The sequence below is a fragment of the Mesorhizobium sp. M4B.F.Ca.ET.017.02.2.1 genome (genome assembly GCF_003998955.1).
GTDB classification, from domain to species: domain Bacteria; phylum Pseudomonadota; class Alphaproteobacteria; order Rhizobiales; family Rhizobiaceae; genus Mesorhizobium; species Mesorhizobium abyssinicae.
In genome coordinates this window covers 1-16,916 of sequence record NZ_RZOF01000108.1, presented here as the reverse complement: position 1 = coordinate 16,916, position 16,916 = coordinate 1, and the positions used below count along the sequence as shown (strand labels likewise).

General features: G+C 66.1%; 16 protein-coding genes and 1 pseudogene. 7 read left to right on the top strand and 10 right to left on the bottom strand.

Annotation, left to right across the window (positions count from 1 at the left end; genetic code table 11):
* A pseudogene (locus tag EN738_RS15410) lies at positions 1–505 on the top strand (AI-2E family transporter); the annotation flags it as partial.
* 102 nt (positions 506–607) lie between these two features.
* On the opposite strand, the gene EN738_RS15405 reads toward EN738_RS15410, so the two are convergent.
* A complete protein-coding gene (locus EN738_RS15405) occupies positions 608–835 on the bottom strand; it encodes a hypothetical protein (RefSeq protein WP_127284436.1) in 228 nt (75 codons plus the stop codon).
* A 318-nt stretch (positions 836–1,153) separates the two neighbouring features.
* Between EN738_RS15405 and EN738_RS15400 the strand changes: the two genes are divergently transcribed.
* Positions 1,154–2,083 (top strand): hypothetical protein, encoded by a 930-nt coding sequence (locus tag EN738_RS15400; RefSeq protein WP_127284435.1) that lies wholly within the window; start codon positions 1,154–1,156, stop codon positions 2,081–2,083.
* 253 nt (positions 2,084–2,336) lie between these two features.
* On the opposite strand, the gene EN738_RS15395 is transcribed toward EN738_RS15400, so the two are convergent.
* The 6 genes from EN738_RS15395 to EN738_RS15370 all read right to left on the bottom strand — a co-directional run bounded on the left by EN738_RS15395 (position 2,337) and on the right by EN738_RS15370 (position 8,227).
* Positions 2,337–3,284: a phosphatidate cytidylyltransferase gene (locus tag EN738_RS15395; protein WP_127284434.1), complete on the bottom strand. Its 948-nt coding sequence runs from the start codon at positions 3,282–3,284 to the stop codon at positions 2,337–2,339.
* A gap of 80 nt (positions 3,285–3,364) precedes the next feature.
* Positions 3,365–4,033: a lysophospholipid acyltransferase family protein gene (locus tag EN738_RS15390; RefSeq protein WP_127284433.1), complete on the bottom strand. Its 669-nt coding sequence runs from the start codon at positions 4,031–4,033 to the stop codon at positions 3,365–3,367.
* A gap of 7 nt (positions 4,034–4,040) precedes the next feature.
* A complete protein-coding gene (locus EN738_RS15385; protein WP_127284432.1) occupies positions 4,041–4,475 on the bottom strand; it encodes a hypothetical protein in 435 nt (144 codons plus the stop codon).
* Positions 4,472–5,776, bottom strand: coding sequence for a phosphatase PAP2/dual specificity phosphatase family protein (locus EN738_RS15380; protein WP_127284438.1), 1,305 nt, complete (start codon positions 5,774–5,776; stop codon positions 4,472–4,474). Before EN738_RS15380 ends, EN738_RS15385 begins: the two co-directional genes overlap by 4 nt.
* A gap of 37 nt (positions 5,777–5,813) precedes the next feature.
* The gene (locus EN738_RS15375; protein WP_127284431.1) at positions 5,814–7,625 is read right to left on the bottom strand and encodes a bifunctional alpha/beta hydrolase/class I SAM-dependent methyltransferase; all 1,812 of its coding nucleotides are present in this window, start codon (positions 7,623–7,625) and stop codon (positions 5,814–5,816) included.
* The gene (locus EN738_RS15370; protein ID WP_127284430.1) at positions 7,622–8,227 is read right to left on the bottom strand and encodes a CDP-alcohol phosphatidyltransferase family protein; all 606 of its coding nucleotides are present in this window, start codon (positions 8,225–8,227) and stop codon (positions 7,622–7,624) included. Before EN738_RS15370 ends, EN738_RS15375 begins: the two co-directional genes overlap by 4 nt.
* 826 nt (positions 8,228–9,053) lie before the next feature.
* Between EN738_RS15370 and EN738_RS15365 the strand changes: the two genes are divergently transcribed.
* Together EN738_RS15365 and EN738_RS15360 are read left to right on the top strand one after the other, a co-directional pair.
* The gene (locus tag EN738_RS15365) at positions 9,054–9,791 is read left to right on the top strand and encodes a class I SAM-dependent methyltransferase (RefSeq protein WP_189340500.1); all 738 of its coding nucleotides are present in this window, start codon (positions 9,054–9,056) and stop codon (positions 9,789–9,791) included.
* A gap of 100 nt (positions 9,792–9,891) precedes the next feature.
* Complete coding sequence (locus EN738_RS15360) at positions 9,892–11,430, top strand: winged helix-turn-helix domain-containing protein (RefSeq protein ID WP_127284428.1); 1,539 nt, start codon at positions 9,892–9,894, stop codon at positions 11,428–11,430.
* A 35-nt stretch (positions 11,431–11,465) separates the two neighbouring features.
* On the opposite strand, the gene EN738_RS15355 is transcribed toward EN738_RS15360, so the two are convergent.
* Both EN738_RS15355 and EN738_RS15350 read right to left on the bottom strand, forming a co-directional pair.
* Entirely contained in the window at positions 11,466–11,771 is a 306-nt protein-coding gene (locus tag EN738_RS15355) for a hypothetical protein (protein WP_127284427.1), read from the bottom strand.
* Positions 11,772–12,012: 241 nt separating this feature from the next.
* Entirely contained in the window at positions 12,013–12,501 is a 489-nt protein-coding gene (locus EN738_RS15350) for a hypothetical protein (RefSeq protein WP_245494555.1), read from the bottom strand.
* Between the two features lie 166 nt (positions 12,502–12,667).
* On the opposite strand from EN738_RS15350, the gene EN738_RS15345 reads away from it, so the two are divergent.
* The gene (locus EN738_RS15345) at positions 12,668–14,038 is read left to right on the top strand and encodes a nodulation protein NfeD (RefSeq protein ID WP_127284426.1); all 1,371 of its coding nucleotides are present in this window, start codon (positions 12,668–12,670) and stop codon (positions 14,036–14,038) included.
* Complete coding sequence (locus EN738_RS15340) at positions 14,035–14,793, top strand: slipin family protein (RefSeq protein WP_127284425.1); 759 nt, start codon at positions 14,035–14,037, stop codon at positions 14,791–14,793. The genes EN738_RS15345 and EN738_RS15340 overlap by 4 nt, the downstream gene beginning before the upstream one ends.
* A gap of 28 nt (positions 14,794–14,821) precedes the next feature.
* On the opposite strand, the gene EN738_RS15335 is transcribed toward EN738_RS15340, so the two are convergent.
* On the bottom strand, positions 14,822–15,847 hold the full coding sequence (locus tag EN738_RS15335; protein ID WP_127284424.1) for an AraC family transcriptional regulator: 1,026 nt from the start codon (positions 15,845–15,847) through the stop codon (positions 14,822–14,824).
* A 270-nt stretch (positions 15,848–16,117) separates the two neighbouring features.
* Here EN738_RS15335 and EN738_RS15330 point away from each other — a divergent pair.
* The coding region (locus EN738_RS15330; protein WP_127284423.1) for a PAS domain-containing protein at positions 16,118–16,916 on the top strand (799 nt) is incomplete at its 3' end.

Sequence of the window (16,916 nt, the reverse complement as noted above, 5' to 3'; positions counted from 1 at the left end):
GGCCGAAGAGGTCAATCTCCCGGATGGAACCGGCATTGCGGTTCTGTGCGCCGGCGGCCGCGGCGAGCTCGATGATGCCGCCGCCGCCATGCTGGCGCAGGTGCTAGAAGTGCAGGGCGCCGAGGCGACGAAGGCGGGCTTCGCCGATCTCGAGCCCGGCGGCGTGCGCCGCCTCGAGCTCGATGCGCTCGACGCGGTCGTCATCGGCTTCCTCGACCGTGATTCCGTCAAGCATGCCCGCTTCCTGGTGCGGCGGCTGAAGCGCCGCCGGCCAAAGCTCAGGGTTGGCATCGTCTTCTGGTCGGAAACCGGCAATGGCGACCGGCAGGCCGCCAGCGCCGAGGCCCGTGACCTCAATGCCGACTTCGTCGCCTATGGCATGGTCGATGCCGTCAACGGCGCGCTGTCCGGCGAACCGCCGGTGGTCCTCAAGCTCGCCGCCAAGCGCCGCCCGCCCCGCCGTCAGCCGGCGCGCAAGAAGGCGTCGGCCGCGGTCGCCGGCTGAGGGCGCGGTTGCCTCGGGTCGGCGAAAGCGAGCCCTCGGGAGTTTGCGTCCGCAGTGGCGCGAGGATCGTTGATCCCCGCGCCACTGCCGCCCCGCCAAGGGCTAGAAATGCAGGTAGATTGCTGGCGGATAGATCGAATTGTAGCCATCCTGGTTGGTCGTCGCCGGCTTGGCGCCGGCAGGCGTGATCCCGCCTGTGGCCGTGTTGTCCAGCGGCGGCCGGGTCGCCTCGACCTTCGCGTCGTCCTTCGCCACCGGGACTTTCTTCTTGGCTTCCGCGGCCTGCGCCAGCGCAAGCACGACGAGCAGCGCTGACAGAACGAGCTTCATGTCGGTTCCTCCCTGCCTGAATGCGGAGGCGTTGGGCGGTCTGCCCGAGCCAATTCCGCTTTTCCTCGTGGCCTTCCCCTAGCGCCGGCGAGCTTAGCGCCAGGCGCCGGACCGGAAAGGGATCGCGTGCGGAACGCCGTGGAATTCTTTGGAATTCCTGGAATATTAGCTTGTGGAAAAGTACAATGGGAGGACGTGCCGGCGCATGCTATGGCTAGCAGCTGGCATGGGAGCACGATCCCGGACCGGGGCCGTGCTCGAAAAGGGGCGAGCCATTCCGGTCGACCGGGATGGAACAGGCCCAGGGACGGCGGCCGCATGGCACAGCATATCGCGCAAAAACTCCGGCTGACCTCGGCCCTGCTCGGCACCGTCACCCGCAAGGAGCTGGCGGCGGCGTTCCGGGCCGTCAATCCGAAGACCGCGTTCGATCTCGGCCGCGCCGACAAATGGCTGCAGGGCCGCGCCCAGCCGCGCGAGTACGCCGTCTATGACGACTGGGCGAAGCTGCTTCGCCTGGAGCAGCCGGGGGCCTGGATCGCCGACAGCGACCTGCCGCAGTTCGCCGCTGCCATCGCCTCCCGCCACGGCGTCGACAGAGCCGAGCTCGAACGCCGCGCCGCCGCACAGTTCGAGGCCACCGCGCATGACGAGAAAAGCGTCGGCCTGGCGCTCGCCGGAACCTATGCATGCTATTCGCGCGCGCTCTCGCCCTACTATCGCGGCCAGCTGATCAGGGGCAACCTGTCGATCGAGCCGGGGCCTGGCGCGCACAGCCTGAGCGCTGCCTATCGCGAATCCTTGCCGACGGGCCAGCTCTTGCTTGGCGGGCCGGTCACGCCGGCAAAGCGCGGCCTCTATGCGCATCTGAAGGAAAGCGGCGGCGATGCCCAGTTCTTCCTCTGCCTGTTCCCGCAGTCGCAGCCGGGCAGCGTGCTCGGCGGTTACATGTGCGGCAGCTCGATCATCGGCCCGGAGCCGCAGCCCTCGATCACCAGGATCCTCATCATCCGCCTGCGCGACCCGGCGCCCGACGCAGCGGCCTGGGGCGGCTACCTCCTGCCGGACCAGTCGATCGCGGAGGATCTGGCCGCGCTCGGCATGTCGATCGATCAGCCCGGGCTCGTCGACCGGCAGCTCGCGCAATTCCTGATCGGCGACAGTGACGTTGCCAACCAGGTCCCGCCGGCCGAGTTCCGTGCCATCCTCGATATCTTCGACCGGCATTGGCTAAGGCATTCGGGATAGGGCTCCTCGCCGGCGGCGGCGGGTGAAGGCCGGTGCCGACCCTGCCAATCCTGGGGGGATGGGGGCCATCGCGTCGCTGCCCGATGAACGATCTCTCCGAACTATAACTTATTTAATAGACCCGGCGGTCCGTCTATTGCCTGGTCGCACAGCAGCACCGGCCTCTACGGTGCTGTAATCGGGGACACCCGATCGGCCCGCGCCCCGGCTAGCCTAGGGGCGCGGGCGCGTATCGGCCGGGCTTTGCGGCTCCTCACACCGACCAGAAATACCGCACCGTGTGGAAGAACACCGGGGCGGCGAAGACCAGGCTGTCGGCGCGGTCCATCATGCCGCCATGGCCCTCGATCAGATGGCCCCAGTCCTTCACGCCCTGGTCGCGCTTGATGGCCGAGGCGACCAGGCCGCCGAGGAAGCCCATCAGGCAGGCGACGAGGGCGACGACGGCGGCCTGCAGCGGCGAGAACGGCGTCAGGAAGGACAAGAGCGCGCCGAGCAGGCTCGACGCCGCAAGCCCGCCGACCAGCCCTTCCCAGGTTTTCGAAGGCGACACCTTCGGCGACAGCAGATGTTTTCCGAACAGCTTGCCGAAGATGTATTGCAGCACGTCGCTGCCCTGCACGGTGATGATCAGGAAGGCGATGAGCAGCAGGTTGCGGCCCTCGAAGCCGGGCACGTTCAGCGTCAGCAGCGCCGGCACGTGGCTGACGAAGTAGACCGAGATCATGATCGCCCATTGCTGCGCCGAGACGCGCTCCAGGAAGCGCTCGGTGTCGCCGTTGAGCGCGGTGATGGCCGGCATCAGCAGGAAGCAGTAGACAGGGATGAAGATGGTGAAGAGCCCGTACCAGGCCGTCCACACCAGCCAGTACTGGAACGGAATGATGATGGCGAACATGCCGAGCAGCACCCAGTGGTCGCTGCGCCGGCTGTGCGTCAGCGTCACGAATTCGCGCAGTGCCGCGAACGAGATCAGCGCGAACAGGATGGTCATGCCGGCATGGCCGAAGAAGAAGGCGACCGTGATCGCCACCACCATCACCCACCAGGCGTTGATGCGCTGGGTGAGGTTGGTGAGCGTCGGCGACAGCGGCTTCGGCGCCCGCCACGACAATATGCCGGCGGTGACGCTGGCCGTCGACAGCACGGCGACCAGGCCGGCGATCAGGATCATGGTTTCATGTATCGGCGGCAGCGGCATTATTTCGGGCCTCCGGCCCTGTCTTTTTGTTTGACCATAGTCTTTTCCAAAAACCGGGAGCCACTTTTTGGGATCATGGTCTAGTCGTCCCGGTCCGGACGGGGGTCGAGGGCCAGCAGCGTCTGGCGGGCGCGTTCGAGGAAGGCGCGGCGCTCTTCGCCGGGCGCGATGGTGACAGCCGGGCCGAAGACGACGCGGCACAAAAGCGGCACCGGCAGGAACTGGCCCTTGGGCAGAACCCGAGACATGTTCTCGATCCAGCACGGGATGAGCTCGACTTCCGGCCGCGCCATCGAGAGATTGTAGAGGCCGGAGCGGAACGGCAGCAGCGGCTCGTCGGTGGTGTTGCGGGTGCCCTCGGGGAACAGGATCAGCGAATGACCCTGGTCAAGCACCGACAGCATGATGTTGATCGGGTTCTCGGCCTCGTCGGTCCACTGGCGATGGATCAATACGGAGGACAGCATGTCCTCGGCGATGTAGCGGCGCAGCCGCGACTTGCCCCAATATTCGGCCGCGGCAACCGCATGGGTGCGGGCGCGCACCTTCTCGCTGAGGCAGGCCGAGAGCAGGATGAAGTCGCCATGGCTGGCATGGTTGGCGAAATAGATGCGCTGCCGCTCCGACGGCTGGCTGCCGTTCCAGATCGGCCTGACCCCAGTCACCACCCAGGCCATCGCCGACAGGCCGACCGAGGTGATGGTCTGCAGGAGGGTGAAGGTGTTGGCGCGGATGTGGAGTTTTGTCATCGAAGTCTCAAAGCAATGCCGCCATCAGTGACGCTGCCGCGAACACCGCAAAGGCTATGCGCTGTTTTGTCAGCAGCCGGCGCGTGCCCGCTATGCGCTGGTCGAGCGATCGCGTCTGGGCCGGCGTCGGCTTCAGCCGCATGCGGGCGAGCAAATCGTCGACCGCGCCGCCGCCCGAAACCTCGCTGTCATGGCTCGCCATCAGCCGGAACAACAGCGCATCGAACAGGATAAGCGCGATGAAGGCGAGGGTAGCTAGAGCCGCCGCCGCAGCCACCAGCCACGCCGCCGCCGATAGCGGTGTCACCTGCGGCGCGGCCGCCAGCCCGATCACCGGCGCGGCGAGCAGGCAAGCAGCGACCGCCAGCAGTGGCCATGCCGCCTGCAGTATAAGTCCGGCGGCGAACGCGCCGGCTTTGTCCTGATAGGGGTTGCTGCTCATGCAGCTTCCCCGGCCTGAATGTGCACCGGTCGGCCGGAGGCGGCGAGCAGTTTGCGCGCCTGCGCTGCAGTGTGCGAGCGGCCGGTGCCGACCAGCCATGCGGCGGCGACGGTAGCGCTGCGTTGGAAGCCGAGCGCGCAGCAGATCAGCACCGTGCCCTGCCGGCGCGCCGCCTCGATCGCCTGCACCGCTTCGGAGAGTTCCTTCTCGGCTGGCGGCATCAGGTCGAGTACGGCAAGGCTGATCCATCGGCATGACGCGCGAGCCGGCCGCTCCAACTCGGCGGCAAGGTCGACCACCGTGCCGAAGCCATTAGCTTCGGCCGTCGTCGGGAAGCGGCCGAGGAAGACGCCGTCGGCGACCGGCACGCGGGGCGGCAGCGTGCGCGTCCAGGCCCAGAGATTGATTTTCGCGCCGACACGGTAGGGCCAGAGCAGCAGGCGGCTGGCGAGCGGCACACTGCCGTCGGCCGATTTCTGGAACACTTTCACCCCGGCCCCGGCATAGGCAAAGGCGACGATGGCAAGCGCCAGCGCCGGCCACAGCAGCACGAGGGCTATCGGCGACACAAGTGCGCCGCCGGCCGCGCTGGCGAGCAGCAGCGCCGCCCCCAGCCCATAGAAGAGCGCCAGCCGCCGCGCTCTCCTGTCGGCGGTCAGCCGGAAGCCGGCGAACGGCAGCTCGCCCTCGCGCGGGAAGAGCCACACAGCGAACAGGCCGAGAAGCGCGCCGGTCGGGATGTCGATGAAATGGTGCTGCCATGTCGTCAACACCGAGGCTCCGATCAGGAAGCACCAGACATGCCAGATAATTCCCGCGATTCCGGTCAGCCTGTGCCGCCAGTGATCCCAGATTATCACCAGCAGCGCTATGTGCAGCGATGGCGCCTGGTTGAACGGTTTGTCGAAACCGCCGAGCACCGCGAACAGGAAGCCCGGCAGGCCCGATGTCTCCGGCCGCACGAAGGTGGCCTTGAGCGGGAACAGGATGAAGCAGGTCACCGCGACGGCCTGCGCCGTCAGATAGCGGCCGGCAAGGCGGTCGACGCCGCGCTTGCTGTCGTTGAGGAGCAGCGACAGTCCGTAGAACAAGTTGATCGACCAGTAGGGCACGATCGTCCAGGCCATGAACGGAATGTCGCGTTCCCAGGCAAAGACGATGCTGCCGACGTCGTCGCGGCGCGACGCCAGCCAGTTGGCGAAGCCATAGGTCGAGTAGAACAGCGGCGCGAGCAGCGCCAGCCACAGCGCCGCGCGCAGCAGGATGGCGCCGAATTTATCCTTCGGTCGCTCGGTCGCGATAGGGGCTGGGGCAGGGTCGGCGGCGGGCACGGCTTCCTCAGACGCGTTGGGCGACCGAGACGGTGAAGATGCCCCACTGGTCGATGCGCTGGTCGATCTTCTCGAAGCCGGCGGCCTTCACCAACTGGTCCATCTCGCCTTGCGTGCGCCGCCGCATCACCCAGGCCTGGCCGCCGCGATGCGAGGTCAGGCTGCGCGCGATCATCTCCAGCTGCGGGTGCCAGGGTTGGTTGGTGTAGATCAGCAGCGCGCCGGGCTCCATGGCGCCGGCCAATCCGCCGAGCGAGCGGGAAATCAGCGCATTGTCCGCAAACAGCTCATAAAGCCCGGAGACGATGGCGAGGTCCGGCGCCGGCTTCAGCCCGGCCAGCATTCCGGTATCGAAGGCGTCGGCCTGGCGGAAGGTGACGCTGGTCGGCAGGTTCCGCTCGGCGATCAGCCTGGTGCCGAGCCCGACATTCAGCTGGGAATAGTCCTGCAGCCTGACACTTGCCGGGGGCACGGCGCATTTGGCGACGGCATCGAGTACGTAGCGACCATGTCCGGCGGCGATGTCGAGGATGTGCACGGGCCGGCCGGCAGCCTTCAGCTGCTCCGTGGCGCTGGCGATCAGTTCTTCCAGATGAAGCTTGCGCTGGCGGATGCCGCGCCAGCCGATGGCATCGAGGAAGGTGCGGTCGACCATGCGGCCGACATGGCTGACGCCGCGCGCCTCGTTTTCATAGACATAGTCGAGCGTGGAGCCGGAATCGAAGCCGGTGGCAATCCCGGTCTTGAGCCCGGTCGAGAACCAGGAGCCCATGCGGATGAAGGCGCGGCTCATCGCCCAGTAGAGGCCCCTGGGCGACAACAGCGGCAGCGGCGAGGCGAGCTTGTCGGCCTCGTCGCGTGTGTAGCCGGCGCGGTCGGCGACAGTCAGATCGGCGGGCTTCTCGGGCGTCGTGTACTGTTTCTCGAGGAATGGCCGGATCAGGTCGAGCGCGAATTTGCGCTCGCGCTCGCCCAGCGTGTCGTGGAAGAAGCCGGGCAGCACATGCCGCTCCTTGGCCGGGCTCGCCAGATTGACGAAGAATTCGTGCTGCGGGCCGTGCCGCACGACCCAGTCGGCGCCCGAGATCAGCAGCTGTGTCGGCACGGTGATCGCGCGCGCATCCGAAACGATCCGGGCGGCATGCGCGTAGAGCTCGACCAGTATGTTGGAGGCGATCGGGCGGGTGATGAGCGGATCGGCGTCGAAGGAGGCGATGCGCTCCGGATCATGGGTGAGGAATTTCGCCTTGACGTAGGAATTGACGAAGAAGCGGCCCTTGAGCTTCTGCCAGAGCGCGATGCCCTCCTTGGCGAAGGGCACGTAGAGCTTGACCGAGAAGGCCGGCGAGGCGAGCACCAGCGCGCGGATGTCGGGCGCGTCCTCATGCACCCAGGCTGCGGCGAGCACCGCCCCGAAGGACTGCGCGATGAGTGCCAGATCGCGCTGGCCAAATCCGTCACGCGCGATCTCGCGCACGAAGCAGTCGATGTCGCGCACAAGGGCGGCGAAGGACGGCGCGTAGCCGCGCTCGCCTGCCGAGCGCCCGTTGCCGCGCGCGTCCCAGGCATAGAAGGCGTAGCCCGGCATGGCGAGCTCGTCGACCAGATGCGCCATGCGGCCGCCATGCTCGTGGCCGCGATGGAAGAGAAGGACGGCGCCCTTGGGCTTGTCACCCACTGCCGGCCAGTAGCGATAGAAGATCTCGGTGCCGTCATGGGTCCTGAAGGTCCGCTCCTCGGCCACCCGTTCGACGCTCGCGGGTGCTGCGGCGGCGATATTCTGCTGATGGATCATGGTGTTGCCCCCGAGGTCGGTCATTGCTCGACTGCTCCTCTAAGGCCGCTGCGTATCCGGTTGATGGCGGTCGCCAGCGACAGTGTTGCGAGCGCCGGAAACATGAAAGGCGTGAGCGCCGCCGGCCACAGGCCGAAGGCGACGAGGAAGCCGATGACGCCGAGCGCTAGCGCCCGGTCGCTCTTGCCGAAAGGCCCGGCATAGTCGCGCGCCGCCCCCGCTGCGATGCCGAGCACACCGGCGAATTCGACGATCACAGCCACGATCGCGAAAGCGACGACGCCCCAGGCCGGGAAGAGGGCGGCGAAGGCGAGGATCAGCGCCAGGTCCGAGACGACGTCGCAGAGTTCGTTGAGATACATGCCGAGTTTTGACGCTTGCCCATGCTCCCGTGCCAGCATGCCGTCGATGGCATTGAGCGCCATGCGTGTAAACAGCACCAGCGGCATCAGCAGGAACACGACGGGATGGGCGGCGAAGACGGCCGTCACCACCCCGGTCGCGACCGAAACGCCGGCGGCGAGAAGCGTGATCTGGTTGGCGGTGACGCCAGCCCCGGCGAGCCGGTCGGCCAGCGGCCGCAACCTCGCCTGGAAGGCCGGCTTCAACGCGTAAAGCGTCGGCATATGCGATCCCCCAACCGCGTCATAACCCCACGCATGACCCCCATGCGCCAAACACCCTGCCACGCCTCCGGCTGGAGACGCTGCACGCTATGAGGATGGTCAATCGGCGGGCAAGACGCAAGGGCGGCGTGCGCGCGCTTGCGACGCGGTTAAAATCTGCGTTTTGGAAGACCGGCCAGGAGCGGGCGGTACACCATGCGTGTACCAGCCCGTCCGGCGCCCCCGCCAAGCTGCTGAAACCCCGTCCGTCCCCAACAGCCCCCGGTTATGGCGTGACCAGTGGCTTCGGCATATCCAGCGGCGGCGTCGTCTGTCAACTTCGCATGCCGCGGTGTCCGAATGCCGGTTTTTGACCCTCGCGCACCGTTGCCGCAGACCCGCGCGATCGCGTCCTTGCTGTCCTTGAAGGCCAGCAAAAGCCGGTTTTTCGGGCTTTTCGACCGCCCCTGTTGCCGATGCGGCAGGCCCCGCCTATGCGCTTGAATCGGCTTGCCTTTCGCCGGCTGGACTTTTTCCGCCCAGCATTATCAACCTGACTTTTTTTGGGTGTATTTGGGCGGGCGGCGATTTTGCCGGTCCGCCTGTGTGAATTGCGTCATGGCGCGCCAGGGCAAGACGATGCACAGCAACGCAACCGAAGCCCGGGGGCGCGATGGCCGGGCGGCTTGCATCGCTTGCCGCCTCGCCTTGGGTATTGCGTATCGCCGCCGTCGCGCTTCGGCCGCCATGCAGCTTCCGTCCCGCCAATCTCAGCCGAATTTCAGCCTGCCATCACGACGGCCGGGCGGGTGCCGTGCAGACTGGGTCGAAGAGGAAAGGGTGCAACATGGCGCAGGCGCAAGGCACGGCACATTGGGACGAGAACCATTCTCGCGGCTTTCTGGACAACGGGCGTTATTTCGTGCCGGAACGCGAACGCCAGATCGGGATCATCGCGGACCTCATTCCGCAACCCGAACCGGGCAACCTGCTGGTCGAGCTGTGCCCAGGCGAGGGGCTGCTCAGCCGCGCGCTGCTGGAGCGCTTTCCCGACTGCCATGTTCTGGCGCTCGACGGCTCGGCGCAAATGCTGGAGCAGACGCGGGCCACCTGCCGCGACCAAGCTGGGCGCCTGACCACCGCCGCGTTCGAGCTGGCGCAGCGCGACTGGCGGCGCTTTGCCGAGACCCCGCATGCGGTCGTCTCCTCGCTCGCAATCCATCATCTCGACGGCCGGCAGAAGCAGGAGCTGTTTGCCGATCTGGCGGCGGCGCTCAAGCCCGGCGGCGTGCTGGTGGTGGCCGACATCGTGCGCCCGCCAACCGCAAGCGGGCTCGACATCGCCGCACGGCAATGGGACGAGGCGGTGCGCACGCGGGCGCTGGCGATCGACGACGATCTCGCCGCCTTCGCCGAATTCAATCGCCTGGGCTGGAACTATTTCCGTAACCCGGACGGCGAGCCGATCGACAAACCGTCCTCGCTGGCCGAGCAGCTTTCCTGGCTTGCGCAAGCGGGCTTCACCGAAGTCGACTGCGCCTGGCTCTTCGCCGGCCACGCCATCTTCAGTGGGCGAAAGCCTTGATGTCGGGGGACAGGCATGATGTCTTCGAGCATGCGAGGGCTTTGATCGATCGCTAGCCGTCGCGCGGATCGAATTGGTTGACGTCTCCTCGAGGGGCGACATGACGACGTTCGAATTCTCCGGCCACAGGCTCGATCTGCACAGGGGCAGGCTGCAGAGGGGCGGGCTCGACGTCGACCTGCGCGCCAAGTCGCTTTCGCTGCTTACCTACCTGCTGGAAAATGCCGGCCGCGTCATCGGCAAGGACGAGCTGGTCAATGCGGTCTGGCCGAACGTCGCCGTTTCCGACGATTCGCTCACCCAATGCATGAAGGACATCCGCAAGGCGCTCGGCGCCGAGGCCGAGGGCTTGATCCGCACCGTGCTGCGGCGCGGCTATGTGATCGACGAAGAGCGCGTGCGCCGCCTCGAGGATCGGGTCGCCACCGCGACCGGGGAGGGGACCGCCGACGACAGGCCGTCGATCGCGGTGCTGCCCTTCGAGAACCTCAGCGGCGACCCGGCGCAAGACTATTTTGCCGACGGCATGGTCGACGAGATCACCACGGCGCTGTCGCGCATGCGCTGGCTGTTCGTCATCGCCCGCAATTCGAGCTTCGCCTACAAGGGCGAGGCCGACGGCGTGAAACGGGCCGGAGCCGAACTCGGCGTGCGCTACGTCCTGACTGGCAGCGTCCGCAAGGCCGGCGATCATATCCGCCTCACCGGACAACTCATCGACTCCGGTTCCGGCAAGACGATCTGGGCCGACCGCTACGACGGCACCATGGCCGATGTGTTCGACCTGCAGGACCGGCTTGCGGAGAGTGTCGTCGGCGCCATCCAGCCCTCCATCCTGTCGGCCGAGATCGAGCGTTCGCGGCGCAAGCGGCCGGAAAGCCTCGCCGCCTACGACTACGTGTTGCGCGCCTTTCCGCTCACCTGGTCGCTCGAGCGCGCGCAGAACCAGGGGGCCGGCACGCTGCTTGAACGTGCGATCGCGATCGAGCCGGACTATCCGCTGGCGCTTTCGCTGCTTGCCTGGTGCCATCTGCAGCGCGCCGGCTACCGCTGGACCGAAACGCCCGCCGCTTCTCGGGAAGAGGGCCTGCGCCTGGCGCAGAAGGGGGCGGCGCTCTCCGGCGACGATCCGATGGTCCTTGCCGTGCTCGGGGCGGCGCATTCCTTTGCCCGCGACTACGATGTCGCCGACATGCATCTGGCGCGGGCGCGTGCGCTCGATCCGAATTCCGCCTGGGCCTGGCTGCGCAGCGCCTGGCTGGACGTCTATCGCGAACGGGCCGAGGCGGCGATCGAGAAGTTCGAGCATTTCGAACGGCTGAGCCCGCGCGACCCGATGGGTTACATGGCCGAGATCGGCATCGGCGCCGCGCATTTCGTCGCCGCGCGCTATGACGAGGCGGTGGCGCTGACGCAGCGCGGCCTTAGCCAGCAGCCGGGCACCTGGTGGGGACTGCGCCTGCTGGTCACGGCGCTGGTTCATGCCGGTCGCAAGGACGAGGCACGGCACGCTTGCCGCAGGCTCATGGAAACCTACCCGGGCCTCACCATTGCCAGGGTTGGCGACGCCTCGCCCTTCGACGCGGGCACGACTGAACGCATCGCCGCCGGCCTGCGCGAGGCCGGCCTGCCGGAGTGATTGGATCGCCGGCGCCCGGCCCTGGAGCATCGCGCTCAGAATTCGCGGCGTTGGCGGCGGTCCTCCACGACCTTCGCAAGCACCTCGGTCGGGTCGCGGTCGACAGGCAGCGTCAGCGCGTTCTCGACGTCGAAGACGGTGAGGCCGATATCGCGGCGTTCGCATTCGCTCATGGCGGCGAGCACTGCAAGCTCGCCGCGCGTCTTCCAGAAACGCGGCAGCCACAACAGCGCCGATGTCGCGGCGCAAGCGAGTCGGTAGAGCCGGGAAGGGGAGGCCTGGCGCCGGTTCTGGCGCCGGTTGTCGGCGGTGGCGCCGATGAAGGAAACGATCGTGGTCATGGCCTTGATCTCCGTCTCGAACTGTCTCTGTGACAGCAAGGCCGAGGATAGTTGGCGCCAGGCCGGAGATCGTGATGCCCCGACGAAACTTCAGGGAAATTGCGACGAAAACCGCAAATCGGTTCGGGGGTGCGGCGAGCGTCGATCGGTAGCGGCCGCGCTCCCCCTCACGAGCCTCGAGGGGGGGATGGCAGCTTGGCTGCCGCGCGGCCTGAGGCTTGTTCTCGGCCTCGCTCCGCCTTCAGTCTGCGTCCCCGGAAGAAGCCTTGCCGCATTCGGCCAGCACCTTGCCGATCGCCGCGCTCGACCCGGCGAGCGAAAAACTGTTCTCGCCATATTTGTCGGACGTGACAATGACCTCGCCCTTGCCGCGCAGCAATGCGAGCAGCGGGTCGGCGCTGCCGAATTGCGCGGTGAAGTAATTGTACATCGCCTCGAGCACTAGCGTCTTCGTCACTGTCTTGCCGCCGGCCTTGAACGCGAACGAGGCCTTGATGCCGGGCTCGAGTTGCGGACCGGCCTCGCCGAGATCGTAGCTTAGCGTCGGCTTGCCGAAACAGGTCAGCATCAGATGCGCGCCGCCATTCGGCCCGCCGCACACCGAGGCCGTCAGCACGCTGCCGCCTTCGTCCTCCTCCATCTTCGCGCTCCAGCCGCAGGATGCGGCATTGGTCGGCTGCGTGGCTTGCAGTGCGCCCAAGACGATGAATGCCGCCAATCCGCTTCGCATGATTTCCCCCCATCAAGACACTCGTAGCGGCAGGATCATACAGGGCAATTGATGGAGTGGCAGCACCGAGATTGGCTAAGGGCAGTGACAGCCGATCTCCCCCGCCACATGCCCTCATTGGACTTCACCAAAATACAACCCATATCTTCACCATGGAGCTTTGAGCGTGATCTTCGCGCGGGTGGCCCTTCTTGCCGCTGCTCTTTTGGCCGCGGCTGTCGTTTCTCCCTTCTCCTCGACCGGGAGCGGGAAGGTGGCGCTGAGCGTCGCCATAGACGGCGCCATCGGGCCGGCCAGCACCAGGCAGCTCGAGGAGGCGCTCGACACCGCCGCCAAGCGCGACGCCGCGGTCCTCATCCTGCAGCTGAACACGCCGGGCGGGCTGGTCACCTCGATGCGCGAGATGATCGCCGCCATCCTGGCCTCGCCGGTCCCCGTCATCGGCTATGTCGCGCCGGCCGGCGGCCACGCGGCCAGCGCCGGCACCTACATCCTCTACGCCACCCATGTCGCGGCGATGGCGCCCGGCACCAATCTCGGCGCAGCGACGCCGGTCGAACTCGGCGGGCTGCCGTCGCTTCCGGGCGGCGAGAAGGACAAGGACCAGAAGGACGCCACCGGGCGACCGGCCGGCGACGCGATGATGGCCAAGGTGACCAATGACGCGGTCGCGCTGATCCGCTCGCTCGCCGAATTGCGCGGCCGCAATGGCGACTGGGGCGAGAAGGCCGTGCGCGAGGCGGCGAGCCTTTCGGCCAGCGCCGCGCTGCAGGAACATGTCATCGACTTCGTCGCCCGCGACACCACCGAGCTCTTGCAACTGGCCGACGGGCGCACCGTCGACGTCGCCGGTAAAAAGCAGGTGCTGGCGACCGACGGCCTGCAGGTCGAGACGCTGGAGCCGGGCTGGTTCATCCGGCTGCTCGCCGTCATCACCGATCCGAACGTCGCTGTGATCCTGATGCTGGTCGGCGTCTATGGCATCATCTTCGAATTCACCAGCCCGGGCGCGGTAGCCCCCGGCGTCATCGGCACCATCTGCCTGGTGCTCGGCCTCTATGCGCTCAACCTGTTGCCGATCAACTATGCGGGCCTGGCGCTGATGCTGCTCGGCATCGCGTTCCTTGCCGTCGAGGCGTTCAATCCCACCGTGGTGCTCGGGCTGGGCGGCGTCGCCGCCTTCCTGCTGGGCTCCGCCCTGCTGCTCAAGGTCGAGGGTCCGGGCTTTGCCATGTCGTGGGCCGTCATCGGCCCCGCTGCCGCGCTGACGCTGGGGTTGGCACTGCTCACCGGAACCTATGTCTGGGCGGCGCGCAAAAGTCCGCCGCGCGTCGGCGGCGAGGCCATGCGCGGCCTGCCCGTCGAGATCCTCGACTGGCAGGGCGGCGAGGGCCATGTGTTGGCCTTAGGCGAGCGCTGGCGGGCGAGGGCCGACGAGCCCGTCGCGCCCGGCGACAGCGTCGAGGTGACTGATGTCGGCGACCTCGTGCTGACGGTGCGCCGCCGCGACGCGAACAACAACGGAGCAATAAGATGATGGTCGGTTACGTGGCCTATCTGGTCGTTGCGGTGGCCGTGATCATGTTCCTTGCGGCCGCCATCCGCATCCTGAGGGAATATGAGCGCGGCGTGGTCTTTACGCTCGGCCGCTTCACGGCGGTCAAGGGGCCCGGCCTCATCATCCTCGTCCCCTTCATCCAGCAAATGGTGCGGGTAGACCTGCGCGTTGTGGTGCAGGACGTGCCGCCGCAGGACGTGATCTCGCGCGACAATGTCTCGGTGAAGGTCAACGCCGTGCTCTATTTCCGCATCGTCGACGCCGAGCGGGCGATCATCCAGGTCGAGGATTTCATGGCCGCCACCAACCAGTTGGCGCAGACCACGCTGCGCTCGGTGCTCGGCAAGCACGAACTCGACGAGATGCTGGCCGAGCGCGACAAGCTTAACAACGACATCCAGGAGATCCTCGACCAGCGCACCGATGCCTGGGGCATCAAGGTCTCCAATGTCGAGATCAAGCATGTCGATTTGAACGAGAGCATGGTCCGCGCCATCGCCAAGCAAGCCGAAGCCGAACGCCTGCGCCGCGCCAAGGTGATCAACGCCGACGGCGAGCAGCAGGCGGCGGCGAAACTGGTCGAAGCCGGCCGCATGCTGGCGGCCGAGCCGCAAGCCATGCAGCTGCGCTATTTCGAGGCCCTGCACGACATCGCCGGCGAGCGCTCGTCGACGGTGGTCTTCCCGCTGCCGGTTGATCTGCTCGGGCAATTTTTGAAGGGGCAGGGGAAGTGAGGGGGGCCGTGCCGGCCGATGTCCGGATCTATCTCGCGCTCGATGGCGTGTAGCCGAAGCGGCGGCGGAAACAGCGATTGAAGTAGGACACATCGCTGAAGCCATTTATCAGCGCGATTTCGCTGACGCGCATGGCGTCGTTGTGCCGTTGCGAGAGCATCTTGTGCGCTCTCTGCAGGCGTAGTTCGAGAACACGCTCGGAGAAGCTGATGCCTGTTTCCTGGAGCAGATCCTGGACATAGCGCGCCGACAGGCCGAGCTCTTTTGCGATACCTTGCGCGGAGATTTCCGGATCGGTGAAGCCACCGCGAATTTTAGTCAGAATCGCTTGCGTCCGTACCGCACGTAGACCTCGCGCGTCCGCGTTGTCGTGCGCCGTCACCGGTGTGGCAATGGAAGCGGTGGCGGCGATCAGGTCGGCAATATGATCGGCCACGAACTGCATGGTCAGTTGAGACTCGGCTTCTTTCTCATCGGCCAGAACGCCGACATAGGCACGAAGAAGGGCGTTGATCATCATGGAGCTCGACACGACGGTCATCAGGCGATCCTCAAACCCTGCATATCGCTGACGCACGCGTTCGCGATCGGTCTGCACGGCGATCAGGCCGCATTGCCCGTCGCTCACTCGGATGATTGAGGGAGCGCTCTGCTCGACAAGAACGGACGCGCCTGGACTCAGATCGACGCTCCTTCCCGCCTGGTCGACGCTGAGCGGGGAGTGTCCGGCATTGAGAAGCAACACGACATTGTTGGTGCTCTGAGCAGCAATGTCTTCAGTGGTTCTCGATATCGATTTGACAGTGCCGTGGATCGTGCCCACCGAAACGTCGCTAGCTCGAACAATCCTGAGCTCCCCTTCGAACGATCTGCCGATGGCCGGATCGGCACGCAGACGGGCGTAACCGGATGTCAGCGATGAGATCCATTGCTCCTTCTGGATTTGTTCGCCGCCGATCAGGTCGCTGGAATTGTAGGTAATCCTGTGCAATCCCTCATAGGCGCCAAGATGCTCCGGCAAACCAGCCGATGAAAACACCGTCTTTCGTGACAAAGGAAGCGCCCCCGCTAAACCCGCAGTCTCAAAAAATCGAACGCGACGCTTTCCAATCCAGGAATAACCAGCAACATTGATGGCTTGGCGTTCAGCCGACTGAACCCCTTAATCGAGCCCAATTACGCTTGGCGTCACCCGAAAGTATGACGCCAGCAAAATCCTCCAGGCGGATCGGCGTCCTTGCGCCGAGCCGCCGTCAAAATGTTGCTGGTTTCATTCTTTGCCCGCCGTCCATCATGGCGGGCATGCTGGGGTGCAGGAGAAACGGTGGAAAGGCTGAGCAGCGAAATTCTGGGTTCGATTGTCGGCGATATCTACGATTGCGTGCTGAATCCGGACGGCTGGACCGGGGTCATGATCCGGATCACCGAAACCATGGATGCGGCGTACAGCACCATCGCGCTTGCCAGCACTGCCGACAATCACGGTCGCTTCGCCGCTCGGTCGCCCTGGGATGCCGAGCGGATGCGCGTGCTGCAGGAGGATTATGACTTTGACGCAATTCCCGGGCTGAAGGCGGCGGTCGTCGGCGATATCGACACGCCCGTCGCGACGCTATCGCATATCAGCGAAGCCGAACTCCAGCAGACGCCGTTTTATCAGAATTGGGCCAAGCCGCAGGGATTGCGCGAAGGCTGCATCATCAAATTCGTTCACACACCGGACCGGATCGGCCTCATGGGTTGCACCACGCGGGCCGGCAGGGGGATCATATCCGTCGAGGAGCAGCGTTTCATGGCCTTGCTGTCGCCGCATCTGCGCCGTGCGTCCCTGATTGGCGACCTGCTCGATCAGGCCCGCGTGACTGCCAGTCTCTATCGTCAGGCGCTCGACCATCTGGCCGTGCCTGTCGTGCTTACTGGCGCCAGTGGGGCAATCCTGCATGCCAATGAGGCTGCCCAGCAGATGCTTTCGGTGGAAGGTCCCATTCGTTCGAGGAATGGCCTCCTGCAGGCGCAGAATCCGGCGGTGGCTCTTGCCCTGCAGGAAGCGATCGCCAGTGCCGCGCGCGCGGATGCCTCGCTTGGTTCGCGCGGCATCGGCCTGCCCATTTCGGCGCCGGGCC